Below are 12,242 nucleotides of genomic sequence, written 5' to 3'. Positions count from 1 at the left end.
ACACTGAAAAATGATCAGACGTGCGGTAGCGGAGCGCGGCAGCCCGCCTCGACGAGCCGCAACCGGTGATCGAACGCCGCGAGCGGGTAAGCGAAGAAGTAGCGCGCCGTGGTGCGCTTTTCGGCATAGAACGGATCGCCGGCGGGTGCATTTAGCGATATACGCAGCGTTCGAGCCCAGGCGAACGCAAGCAGCAGCCAGCCGAGGAGCGCGAGGTAGTCGTCGGCTACGCGGCAAGGCAACTCGCGATCGTCTGCACTGCCTTGCCCGATTTCGCGTGTGATGCGCTCGACGTCGGCAACCATCGCATCGAGCCGTGCGCCCGTGCCGTTCAGAGCCGGATTGTCGGATGCCATACAGCCCGCGGCTTCCGCCGTGATATGCGCCAACAAGGCGCGCAATGCCTCACCGCCATCACTCAGCACCTTGCGCACGAGCAGATCGATCGCCTGAATTTCATTCGTGCCTTCGTAAAGCATGGCGACGCGGCTGTCGCGCACGGTCTGCTCCACGCCGTACTCGTGAATGTAGCCGTAGCCACCGAACACCTGCAGTGCGCTCGACGCAGCCGCAAAGCCATTGGCCGTGAAGAAAGCCTTGGCCACAGGCGTGAGCAACGAGGCAAGCTGCGCGGCCGCCTGGCGCTCATGCGCGCCGGGATGGCGCGCGGCCACGTCGAGCCAGTAACCGATCCAGTAGCCTATGGCCCGCTCGCCTTCCACCGTCGCGCGCAAATCGAGCAGAGTGCGGCGCATGGCCGGATGAAACGCAATCGGTGCGGCCTTGCCCGGCTCGCCTTCGTAGTGCGCGGGCGCGCTCACGGCGCGCATCTGCACGCGCTCGTGCGCATAGGCGTGGGCGCGCTGCCAGGCAAGCTGCGCATGGCCTACGCCCTGCATCGCCACCTGCAGGCGCGCCGCGTTCATCATCACGAACATCGAAGCGAGGCCGCGGTGCGGCTCGCCTACCAGCCAGCCCAGCGCCTGCTCGAAACGCATCGAGCAGGTCGGGCTCGCCTTCAGGCCCATCTTCTTTTCAATGCCTTCGCAACGCACGCCGTTGCGCACGCGCTCGCCGGTCTCGCCAAAGGTCCATTTCGGCACCACGAAGAGCGAGAGGCCCTTCGTGCCGGGTGGCGCGTCAGGCAGGCGCGCGAGCACGAGATGCACGATGTTTTCGGTCAGATCATGATCTCCGCCCGTGATGAAAATCTTGCTGCCGTCGATACGCCACGCTTCGTGCGCCGCGTCGGGCGCCGCACGTGCGCGCAGCAGTGCGAGATCGCTGCCCGCCTGCGGCTCGGTCAGGCACATCGTCGTGAGCCACTCGCCGCTTGCGATCTTCGGCAGCCAGTCGCGCTTCAGCGCATCGCAGCCGTGCGCCATCAGGCACGCGGTCGCACCGTGCGTGAGGCCCGGCGACATCAGCCACGCATGATTGGCCGCCGCAAGCATTTCCTGAAGTGCGACTTCGAGCAGTTGCGGCAAGCCCTGACCGCCCGCGTCGTTGTCGAGCGCAAGCGTGGGCCAGCCTGCCGCCACGAAGTCCGCATACGCCTCGCGAAAGCCCGCTGGCATCGTGACCTCGCCGCCCTCTAAGCGGCAACCTTCGAGGTCGCCAGCCGAATTCAACGGCGCGATGCGTTCCGTGACGAACCGTGCGGCTTCTTCGAGCACTTGCTGCGCCATCGCGCTGTCGAGGTCTTCCCATGCGGGAACGCTGTGCCACCACGCGGGCGCGCTGATCCACTCGTCGATCACGAAGCGCATGTCGCGCAGCGGAACCTGATAGTCGAGACTCATCGTGAGCGTTCCTCAACCTGCTGCAAATGACGCGCGAAGATCACGCGTGCGCTGGTAGCGTCACCGCGCGTGGCATAGAGCGCGTTCACGAGCGCGGCGCGCTGGCTCAGCACGACGCGCTGATTGATCGACCCTTTGTCGGTGATCTCGCCAAGATCGAGCGAAGGCGGCGCATCCATCACGTGAAGCCGCGTAATGAGGGTCGCGCTGCCCGTTGCATCGCGGTTCAGCCGCTCCATCAGGTTAGCGAAGTAATCTCGCACGGGGGCCGCGTCCAGAACGTCGCGCGCTGCCGCGCCGGCGTCGAGCCCCGCGAGGCGGCGGCACTCGTCGAGACGCGGGAAGATCAGCACGCCAATGTCGTCGCGGTCCATGCCTGCGATCACCGCGTCCTGCACATACGGCGCGCCACCCGAGACGATTCGCGCGCGCATCGGCCCCACGCTCACGAACGTGCCGGAGCTGAGCTTGAAGTCCTCGGCAATGCGCCCGTCGAACAGCAGGCCCAGTTCGGGGCGCGCGGCATCGACGAAACGCACGGCGTCGCCGGTGCGGTAGTAGCCCTCTTCGTCGAACACGTCGTGACGGTCCGTCTCATGCGTGCGCCAGTAGCCGCTCATCACGTTCGGTCCGCGAAAGCGCGCTTCGAGCTTGCCGTCCACCGGCACGAGACGCGTCTCGCAGCCCGGCGCGGGCAGGCCGATATAGCCCGAGCCCATCACCGGCCCGGTCGTGAAGAGGCACGACGGCGCGGTCTCTGTCATGCCAAGCCCCGCCATGATGCGGATGCGCTCACCGCAATGGGCCTGCGTCACGCGTTCGAGCCGGTCCCACGCCGCCTGCGAGAGCCCCGCACCCGCGAAGAAATACATCTTCACGCGCGAGAAAAACGTCTCGCGCAGACACGCGTCGGTCTCGAGCGCCGCGGTCAGTTCTTCCCACCCCTTGGGCACGTTGAAGTAAAGCGTCGGCGCGATTTCGCGCAGGTTGCGCAGCGTCTCTTCGAAGCGGCCCGCAACGGGTTTGCCATCGTCGATATAGAGCGTGCCGCCGTTGTAGAGCGCAATGCCCACATTGTGACTGCCGCCGAAGGTGTGATTCCAGGGCAGCCAGTCCACCAGCACAGGCGGCTCCATGCCGAACTGCGGGAAGGTTTGCAGCAGCATCTGCTGGTTGCTGCACAGCATGCGGTGCGTGGTGGGCACGGCCTTTGGCAGGCGCGTCGAGCCCGAGGTAAAGAGGAACTTCGCGATCGTGTCGCCATTCACGCGCGCTTGCGCCTCTTCGATGCTGCCCGGCTGCGCATGAAGCAATGCCTCGAACGGCGTCTCGCGGCGCGCGCCGCCAGCGGGCGTCACCACCACGCGCTCGATATGGTCGGGCACGGCGGCATCGAGCGCTGCCGCGAAAGCGGGGCCGTCGGCGGCGAATACGAGACCAGGATTGAGCAAATCCAGCGCATGCCGCAGCTTGCCGTAATCACTCGACACGAGCGAATACGCGGGCGAAATGGGCGCATAGGGCACGCCTGCCCACAGCGCGCCGAATGCCATCTGCAAATGTTCGAGATCGTTGCCCGAGAGCAGCGCGACCGGGCGCTGCGCGGACAAACCTCGCTCGATCAACGCCTGCCCGATCGCGCGTGCGCGTTCAAGCATCTGCGCGTAGCTGATGCCCTGCCATTGCCCATCGGCGCCACGGCGCGCCACGAGCCAGCGGTCCGGATGTGCGCGCGCGCCGCTCACGAGCCGGTCGGTCAAGCGCTCGGGGAATTCTTCAAGCGCCTCAGTCGAGCGCAAATACCAGCAGTCGCCACGCCGTTCGATCTGCGGCGCGGACGAGCCGATCGCGACGGCGCGGTAGCCGGCGAAGTCCGGCTGCACGACGGCGCGAGCATGGGTTTGGGTCGGCTCCGAATCCAAAGCCTGTCTCCTTTGCCTGGGCGGTGCCGGGCAGCGCCGTGTGTCGACGCAGCCGGCCCGGTGGTTCATGTTGTGAGCGCGTTCAGATCGGGTAGTGGCGCGGGCCGGTCTGCACAGTGATCCAGCGCAGATCCGTGAACTCGGCAATCGAAGCCTTGCTGCCGAAGCGCCCATAGCCGCTCGCCTTCACGCCGCCGAACGGCATTTGCGCTTCGTCGTGCACCGTCGGCCCGTTGATATGGCAGATGCCCGACTCGATACGCTTCGCCACGTTCATCGCTCGCGCGATATCGCGGCTGAACACGGCCGCCGAGAGACCGTATTCGCTGTCGTTCGCCACCTGCAGCGCTTCGCCGTCGCCATCCACGCGCTGCACCGTCACCACAGGGCCGAACGATTCGTCGGCATAAAGCTTCATTTCGCGCGTGACGTTTTCGACGATCACAGGCTGCATGATCGCGCCGTTCACCTCGCAGCCCAGCGGCAGTTTCGCGCCCTTCTCGCGAGCGTCTTCCACGAGTGCGCGTATGCGTCGCGCAGATGTTTCGCTCTCCAGAGTACCCAGCACCGAGCCCGGCTGCGTGGGGTCTCCGGCCTTCAGCGTGCGCGCCTTCGCAACGAGTTTTTCCACGAACGCATCGGCAATCTTGCGATCGACGATCACGCGTTCCGTCGACATGCAGATTTGCCCCTGGTTGAAGAACGCGCCGAACGCGATGCCTTCCACCGCCGCGTCGAGGTCGGCGTCGTCGAGCACGAGCACTGGGGCCTTGCCGCCCAGTTCGAGCAGCGCCGGTTTCAGATGCCGCGCGCAATGCTCCGCCACGACGCGGCCCACGCGCGTCGAGCCCGTGAAGTTCACGCGCTTGACGGCGGGGTTGGCGATCAGACGCTCGACAATGGCCGGCGCATCTTCCGGCGCATGCGTGAGCACGTTCACGACGCCCTCGCCGAGGCCTGCCTCGTTAAGCACTTCGCCGATCAGCGCATGCACGCCTGGACACCCTTCGGAAGCCTTCAGCACCACCGTATTGCCGCACGCAAGCGGCATGGCAAGCGCACGCGTGGCGAGGATCACCGGCGCGTTCCAGGGGGCCATGCCGAGCACGACACCGCACGGCTGGCGCACGGCCATCGCGAGACTGCCGGGCACGTCGGAGGGAATTACCGCGCCGTCGATCTGCGTGGTCATGGCAGCCGCTTCGCGCAGCATGTTGGCCGCGAGCATCACGTTGAAGCCATACCAGTTCGCCATCGCACCCGTTTCCGCCGCGCCAATGGCGATGAAATCCGTTGTGCGCGCATCCATGCGCTCAGCGGCGGCAGAGAGGCGTTTGCGACGCTCCGTGGGCGTGAGCGCGGCCCACGCGGGAAACGCGCGCGCTGCGGCAGCAACGGCCGCGTCGGCATCTTCCAGCGTGGCGGCTGCCGCTCGCGTGGCCACCGCGCCCGTCGCCGGATTGATGCGCTCGAAGGTCTTGCCATTCGACGCGGCGCGCGCCGCGCCGCCGATCAAGAGGCGGGTTTCGTGCATGTTGTTGTCTCCTCTGTCCTTGTGAGTTGCGAACGATCAGCGCTTGTAGGCCTGCAGGCCCGGCTTGATGCTCTTCTCGTCGAGAAACTGCTTGAGGCCCTGCTCGCGGCCGCCTTCCTTGTCGCGATAGTTCGCCTGGTCGAGCTTCGCGTAGAGGTAGTCCTCGTTCTGCTCCCAGGTGAGTTCGCGCGAACGCTTGAAACCATGCTTCGCGTTGCGCAGCACTACCGGGTTCTTGTCGAGCAGTTTCGCGGCGAGCGCAAGCGTTTCTTCGCGCAACTGCGCGAGCGGCACGCTCTTGTTGACGAGACCCATTTTCGCGGCCTGCTGGCCCGTGAACGTATCGCCCGTCATGATGTAGTAAAGCGCCTCGCGGTGGCCCACCGTATCCGCCATCGCCTTGCTCACGAGGTTGCCCGGCGGAATGCCCCAGTTGATTTCCGAGAGGCCGAACGTGGCTTCGTCGGCGGCGATGGCGAGATCGCACGCCACGAGCGGCGAGAAACCGCCGCCAAAGCACCAGCCGTTGACCATCGCGATGGTCGGCTTCGAATACATGCGCAGCAGTTGCCATTGCCAGCGGCTCGCGTCGCGGCGAATGCGCTCCTGCAGCACGTCTGGGCCAGCGTCGACTTCGCGGAAATACTCCTTCAGGTCCATGCCGGCCGTCCACGCCGAGCCTTCGCCGGTCAGCACGAGCACTTGCGCCTGCGCGTCGAGCTCGAGCGTTTCGAGCACGTCGATCATCTCCTTGTTGAGCGTCGGGCTCATGGCGTTGCGCTTGTCCGGCCGGTTGAACGTCACCCAGGCGATGCCGCCCGCAACCGCAACCTTGACCGTTTTCCAGCGACCTTCGTAACTCATTCTCTATCTCCGTGAACACTGCCGCACTCGCGGCTTGAAATCAATTTACTATCAGGCTACCTGATATGTAAAGTAGAATATGATCTCGTCGGTACAAACCCGTAAAACGCGATGACCCAGAAAACTTCCCCCACCGTGCCGCGCGCCCGAACTGCGCAGCACCCCGACGAGGGCAGCCCGCACGCCGTGCCGCCCATGCGCCTGAGCTACCTGATCGGCCAGCTCGACCGCGTCGTCTCCCGCCGCCTGACGGAAGCGCTCGCGCGCCACGGTCTCACGCTGCCGCAATACACCGCGCTTTCGGTGCTGCGCGCGCGTGGGCGCTCGTCCAACGCACAACTCGCCGAGCGCTCGTTCATCACGCCGCAGGCGGCCAACGAAGTCGTGAAGACGATGGAGGCGAACGGCTGGGTCATGCGCGAAGCCGACCCGATGAACCGCCGCGTGGTGCTGCTTTCGCTCACGGAGGCAGGCAACGCGCTGCTAGGCGAATGCGACGACGCCGCCGATCACGTGGAAGGCGCGATGCTCGACAATATGGACACCGAAACAGCGCAGAAACTACACGCGCTGCTGCATGCCTGTGTGCGCAATCTGCGCGCTGCGTAAGCGCTCGCTGCGAGCGACAAAAAGGAGGAGACGCCCTTGAACATCGACCAGCTCGTCGCCATCGACACGCACGTTCACGCAGAAGTGTCGTGCTGCCAGCCGCCCGACCTCTTCGCGAAGGAATTCGACGAGGCCGCCGACAAGTATTTCGGCACCGTGCTAAAGCTTGGCCGCCGCCCGACGATTCCGGAAACGATCGAGCACTACCGCGAGCGCAAGATCGGCTTCGTGATGTTCACCGTGGATTGCGAGGCGAATATCGGCCGGCGCCGCATCGACAACGAAGAGATCGCCGACTTCGCGCAGCAAAACCCCGACATCATGATCGCGTTCGCCAGCATCGACCCGCACAAGGGCAAGTTCGGCGCGCGCGAGGCGCGGCGGCTGATCGAGGAGCACGGCGTGCGCGGCTTCAAGTTTCACCCCACCATGCAGGGCTTTTTCGCCAACGACCGGCTAGCGTATCCGCTATACGAAGTGATTGCCGAATTTGGCCTGCCCGCCGTGTTTCATAGCGGCCACTCGGGGATGGGCTCGGGCATGCGTGGCGGCGGCGGATTGCGCCTGAAGTATTCGGAGCCGATCTATCTCGACGATGTGGCCGCCGACTTCCCCGACATGAAGATCGTGATCGCGCATCCCTCGTGGCCGTGGCAGGAGCAGGCGCTTTCCATCGCGCTGCACAAGCCGAACGTCTATATCGACTTGTCGGGCTGGTCGCCGAAATACTTCTCGCCGGAGTTGGTGAAGTACGCGAATACGCTGTTGCGCGAGCGGGTGCTGTTCGCTTCGGACTTTCCCTTGATCCGCCCCGACCGTTGGCTCGCGGATTTCGATACGCTCGACATCAAGCCGGAAGTGCGGCCCTTGATCCTCAAGGAGAATGCGGTGCGGCTGCTGGATCTCGCTGCAAAGACCTGAAAGCCGCCCACCCGGCCACGGTCACGCGGGCGGCTCGACCGCCGGGGCGCTTTCGCCCGGCGCCTTCTCGCGCTTTACGGCGTACATCGCGAGATCGGCGCGGCGCAAGACCAGATCGACGTCGAGGTCGTCCGCTGCGACCGTCGTGAAGCCGACGCTCGCCCCGACGCTCACCAGCAGCCCTGGCGCGAGTTCGAACGGCCGCTCGATCGCTTCGGTCACGAGGCTGGCCCGTTCGCGCGGCGCCCGCTCCACCTGAGGATCGATGATCACGAACTCGTCGCCGCCCATGCGGGCCACCCATGCGCCCGCGCTGGCAAGCATGCGCAGGCGGCTGGCGACCTGCACGAGCAGCATGTCGCCGGCCTTGTGGCCATGCGCGTCGTTGACGAGCTTGAAGCCGTCGAGATCGACAAAGAACACCGTCATGCCCGCCTTGATGGGCGTGGCGCTCGCCGGTCCCGCCGCGCTGAACAGGCCATCGCGGTTCAGCAGCCCAGTGAGGGCATCATGGCGCGCGCGATGGCTGTTTTCCCGTTCAGCCTTCATCGTCGAGATGAGCATGGCGTTCAGGTGGCGCGCGGCGGCGCTCATGGCGAACAGATAGAAGGGAATTTGCAGGAGCGAGAGCAAGAGAACCGGCTCGCCGCCGAGCAGCGCGCCGATGCAGCACGGGCCGAGCGACAGGCAGATCATGACCGCCACCAGCCGAGGCGCCGCGAAATTGCGGAAGCAGATCCCGCCCACCATGGCGGCAGCGGAAAGGAAGGCGAGCGTAGCGGATACCCAGTCCCGGCTCATGGCGCTGACGAGCGCGCCGTAGCCCACCGTCGCGCCCCACAATGGCGCCAGCAGAATATAGAAGTCGGTGGGCGTGCTCTTACCCTCCCGCGCGCGGCGGCGCGAAAGGGTGAGCGTGGCGAGCCGCACCACGCAGACGACGATTTCGGCGATGAGCCAGAACTTGAACGGAAGGGTTCCATGACGGCGCGCCAGGACCCACGCCACGGCCACGGTATTGGATACGCCGCCGAAGAAGATCGGCAGGGTCCCGAACAAGGTGCCGACAAGGGCGACACGTATGTCGTGCGGCGTGTCCTGTCCGGGCTCGATCAACCAACGGGCCAGCTTGCCACGCGGCAAAGAGTAGATTTCGTTGCGGGAGCTCACATGCGTCACCGTCGGTCGTACCGCGCGCCAGACGTTTTCGTCTCTCGCGCCCTGTAAAGTCGGGGGCGTACGGCCGAGCGAAAACAACGGGCGCCGCCACCCAACTGCGATAACGGCAGGCTGTAAGGAAAACTTTAGGAAGGCGGCGGGTGGGTAGTGATTGGTTGAGCTAGCAACCAATCGAAGATATTTGCATGCACCGCACGCTATTTACATCAGCCGAAGCACGATTCGTTGGAGCAGCGCTTGCAGGTCGCGTCGCGAGTCGATCACGAGGTGAATAAAAACGGTGTCGTCTCGAACCTGATAAATGATCCGGTTCTTGCCCGAAAGGACCTGTCGAAAAGTGTCGTCGACAAAGCCTTCAAGTTCGGCAGGCAAGTGGCCGCTCTCCGGGAACTGGCGGATCTGCGCAATGGCGTCCTGGAGCTGAGCCGACGTCTGACGCCAGGTCTCCCACCCGAATGCGCGAACAATGTAGCTTCTCAGCTCGTCGATGCCGATCCGCGCGGTCGGCAGGACGCGGTACTTCAGCAGCGGGGCCTGCATTAGCGAAGCTTTTCCTGGCGGTCGAGTTCGTTGAGCTCTGCGAAGAAATCGTCGCCATCCATATGGTCAGCGCGCTCGATCTGTTTTTGGCCGATCGCCAGGATCTTCAGCAACGCGAGAGTCTGCTGAGTCGATTCGTAGGTCCGCACGTCCTGAACAACGAGTTTCGCTTCGCCGTTCTGCGTGATGATGAGCGGCTCTCCTGAGTCGGTCAGGTCCTTGACGATTTGCGCCGCTTCGCTCTTGAGATAGCTGATCGGCTTCACATGATCGGCGAGATGCATCGGGTGCTCCCATGGCAGGTCGAACAAGACTAAATATAGACCATTATCGGTCCGATCGCAATCGTGTCACCTCTTTTTAGGGACGGGTCAGAGCGTTCGCAACGCCGCGCCATCCAGCACATAGCGCGCAAAAAGGAAGTCCCGAATGCCGGTGACCGCATCGCCGGCAAAATCGAGCGCCACGAAATACGCCGGCCCGTCAGCCGGATCGTTGCGGTCGAACACCACCATGACGGGCCGTCCATCCACACATGCGGCTTCGAAGCGCCACTGTTGCGCGAGCGCGTAGCGGTGCAGGTATTCGCCCACCTTGTCCCGGCCTTTTACATGCAGCCGGTTCACGAGGTCGAGTTGCACATCGTCCGCCAGCATCGTGCGCAGCGTGTCGAAGTCCCGAGCGTTGAAACACGCGACATACCGCATAAGCTGGCTGCGCTCCGGTTCGGCGAGCACCGGTCCGGCCGGTGGCTCCCGCTCCCCGCCCAGTTCACGCAGACGCTCGCGCCCTCGCTGCAGCGCCGACTTCGCAGCAGGAACGCTCGTGTCCATGACCTCGCCGACCTCTTCCACCGAATACCCGAGCACGTCCTTGAGGATCACTGCGCAACGCTGGGGAGGCGCGAGACGCATGAACGTATGCAAACTAGCCGCCGCGATCTCGCGGTCCTGCTCCTCGTCGCCCGGCGCAGCAATCGTCTCGTCGATCTCCAGCAAGACAGGCGTGCCAGCGCGCGCGTGCCGGCGCAGGAAGTCCATCGCCGCGTTATGCGCGATGCGGAATAGCCAGGCCTCCACATTCGCAATCGCGCCGGCGCTGGAACGTGCTTCATATGCGTTGAGCAGCGTGTCCTGCACCACGTCCTCGCCGTCGATGACCGAACCCGTCATCCTCGCGCAGTAGCGGTGCAATCTTGGCCGCAACGTGCCAAGCAGCGTATCGAAGTCTTCGAGGTTCGTCGGCTTGTCCGGCATGAGAGCACTCCGCGTCGATGGTCGCGGCTAAACGTCCAGCGGTGCGATCGGGGTATCGCGCCGGAACCCGTAGGCTACGCCATCGGCGTAGCGCGGATCGGTCAGCAGCGTGGCGACGTCCTCGCCATATTGTTCCGGCAGCAGCGGCGCTCCGTAGCGCGCCAGATGATCTTCGACCGTCGTGCCCTCCCGTTCTGCATACGCCATCGCAACCGCGCGCCCGAGGCCGGTTGCACCGACGAGTTGCAGCGGCAACGACACCTGGAAATGGAGGTCAAGTTCACGCGTGCGTGCCACGCTGTTCGCGTTGTGCGCCATCAGCCAGATCATCCGCTTGGCGCCCATGTAACCGCCCGACAGCCGCATCCCCTCGGGGCGGATGGCAGGCAAGGAAAGCACGAGCGCCGCGCCGCTCGAAGCGAGCAGCACGCGAGCGCCTTTGGGCATCGGCGCCTTGAGTGCTGCCTGAATCCCGTGAAGCGTGGCTTTGACGTCGTTATTCCACACGATGGAGAAACTTTCGAAGGTCTGCTCTTCGATGGACCCCATCCACGGCGTCGCGCCTGCATTGAGAATGAGCGCCCTGGGCTGCAGGTCCGTGACGAGGCGGTCCATTAGCGCCGCGTCCGTCGCGTCGCCTTGTACGGCCTTCGCGCCCAACCGCTCGATTGCGCCAAGGCCCTCGCTATCGCGCGCAAGAACGGTCACTTTCGCTTGCCTGCGAAGGAACGCCTGCGCGATGGCAAGACCCAATCCCCGGGTTCCTCCGGTAATCAGCACCGCTTGATTCTGAATCGTCTCCATCGTGCCCTCCAGTCTGGTCGAAGCCGGCGCACTCTGCGTACCGGCATGCTAAAGACGGATGGGCAAACGAAAACGGATCGGTCCGCTCGAAAAAATTTTCGACTGCGCGCAACGATCGATATCGGCAACGCGTGCGAATGGGGGCGGCCCGCGGCGTAGCCGCTAATGGGCGACGATGACTGTCATCTCGGATTCGTACGAGATTTTCACGTGGCTATGGTGCTTGAGCGTCTTCATCACCTCGACCAGCTCCGGGCGGCTAACCCGAACGGAGCGCGCAGTGCCCGACTTGTCCACGATGGTCAAGAGGTTGAGCTTTCGGTCGACGGCGGTGACTTGCGCCACGCCGCTGAAGACCCGGAGCACCTGGAAGTTTTCGTTGTCCGCGCCAGAGGAATGCTGGGTAATTTTTGCCGTGTGATTCAGGCGCGTCACTGCCACGCCATTGGCCGGCGTCAATTCGGTGACGTACGGCTCCAGATAGTGCGTTGTAAGCTTGTCGCCGACCTTGACGACATCGAGCACGTCGCGATGATCCTTCACACTGAAGCTCAGGTCGTCGCGTCCTGGCACGGTCACGACGATGAGTGCATTCTTCCGATCGATGAAACTGATCGTGCCGCTTTCCGTGTCGACGGATGCCCCAGCCGGCACGGCATCCGACGCGGCGGACGCCTCCGTGTCGGCGGCGTGGCACATGGGTAGCGACGCGGCATAGAAGCCAAAGGCCGCAACGGAGAGCGCGAGGCACCGCGCGAACGAAATGCACGTATTCGATCGATAGAGCATGGTAGTCCCCTTGAAACCATCA

At 64.5% G+C, this 12,242-nt stretch carries 12 protein-coding genes; 2 read left to right on the top strand and 10 right to left on the bottom strand.

Annotation, left to right across the window (positions count from 1 at the left end):
• Positions 1-14: 14 nt before the first annotated feature.
• From L0U83_RS23940 to L0U83_RS23925, 4 genes are all read right to left on the bottom strand, one after another.
• Positions 15-1,802: an acyl-CoA dehydrogenase family protein gene (locus L0U83_RS23940; RefSeq protein ID WP_233886671.1), complete on the bottom strand. Its 1,788-nt coding sequence runs from the start codon at positions 1,800-1,802 to the stop codon at positions 15-17.
• A complete protein-coding gene (locus L0U83_RS23935) occupies positions 1,799-3,724 on the bottom strand; it encodes a feruloyl-CoA synthase (RefSeq protein ID WP_233886670.1) in 1,926 nt (641 codons plus the stop codon). Before L0U83_RS23935 ends, L0U83_RS23940 begins: the two co-directional genes overlap by 4 nt.
• 82 nt (positions 3,725-3,806) lie before the next feature.
• A complete protein-coding gene (locus L0U83_RS23930; RefSeq protein WP_233886669.1) occupies positions 3,807-5,258 on the bottom strand; it encodes an aldehyde dehydrogenase in 1,452 nt (483 codons plus the stop codon).
• Between the two features lie 36 nt (positions 5,259-5,294).
• Positions 5,295-6,122 carry a p-hydroxycinnamoyl CoA hydratase/lyase gene (locus L0U83_RS23925; RefSeq protein WP_233886668.1) on the bottom strand — a complete coding sequence of 276 codons (828 nt, stop codon included), beginning with the start codon at positions 6,120-6,122 and terminating at the stop codon, positions 5,295-5,297.
• Between the two features lie 111 nt (positions 6,123-6,233).
• On the opposite strand from L0U83_RS23925, the gene L0U83_RS23920 reads away from it, so the two are divergent.
• A complete protein-coding gene (locus L0U83_RS23920; RefSeq protein WP_233886667.1) occupies positions 6,234-6,731 on the top strand; it encodes a MarR family winged helix-turn-helix transcriptional regulator in 498 nt (165 codons plus the stop codon).
• A gap of 36 nt (positions 6,732-6,767) precedes the next feature.
• Entirely contained in the window at positions 6,768-7,652 is an 885-nt protein-coding gene (locus L0U83_RS23915) for an amidohydrolase family protein (RefSeq protein WP_233886666.1), read from the top strand.
• A 21-nt stretch (positions 7,653-7,673) separates the two neighbouring features.
• On the opposite strand, the gene L0U83_RS23910 is transcribed toward L0U83_RS23915, so the two are convergent.
• From L0U83_RS23910 to L0U83_RS23885, 6 genes are all read right to left on the bottom strand, one after another.
• Positions 7,674-8,822 carry a GGDEF domain-containing protein gene (locus L0U83_RS23910; protein WP_233886665.1) on the bottom strand — a complete coding sequence of 383 codons (1,149 nt, stop codon included), beginning with the start codon at positions 8,820-8,822 and terminating at the stop codon, positions 7,674-7,676.
• Positions 8,823-9,032: 210 nt separating this feature from the next.
• Entirely contained in the window at positions 9,033-9,371 is a 339-nt protein-coding gene (locus L0U83_RS23905) for a type II toxin-antitoxin system RelE/ParE family toxin (RefSeq protein WP_233886664.1), read from the bottom strand.
• A complete protein-coding gene (locus L0U83_RS23900) occupies positions 9,371-9,655 on the bottom strand; it encodes a type II toxin-antitoxin system Phd/YefM family antitoxin (RefSeq protein WP_233886663.1) in 285 nt (94 codons plus the stop codon). The genes L0U83_RS23905 and L0U83_RS23900 overlap by 1 nt, the downstream gene beginning before the upstream one ends.
• Positions 9,656-9,742: 87 nt before the next feature.
• Entirely contained in the window at positions 9,743-10,627 is an 885-nt protein-coding gene (locus tag L0U83_RS23895) for a sigma-70 family RNA polymerase sigma factor (RefSeq protein WP_233886662.1), read from the bottom strand.
• Positions 10,628-10,654: 27 nt separating this feature from the next.
• The gene (locus L0U83_RS23890; protein ID WP_233886661.1) at positions 10,655-11,431 is read right to left on the bottom strand and encodes an SDR family NAD(P)-dependent oxidoreductase; all 777 of its coding nucleotides are present in this window, start codon (positions 11,429-11,431) and stop codon (positions 10,655-10,657) included.
• A gap of 162 nt (positions 11,432-11,593) precedes the next feature.
• On the bottom strand, positions 11,594-12,220 hold the full coding sequence (locus L0U83_RS23885) for a hypothetical protein (RefSeq protein WP_233886660.1): 627 nt from the start codon (positions 12,218-12,220) through the stop codon (positions 11,594-11,596).
• Positions 12,221-12,242 lie beyond the last annotated feature (22 nt).

The organism is Paraburkholderia flagellata (assembly GCF_021390645.1).
GTDB lineage: Bacteria > Pseudomonadota > Gammaproteobacteria > Burkholderiales > Burkholderiaceae > Paraburkholderia > Paraburkholderia flagellata.
Note: the sequence above shows the minus strand (reverse complement) of the source record. Positions and strands in the feature narration are given on the sequence as shown.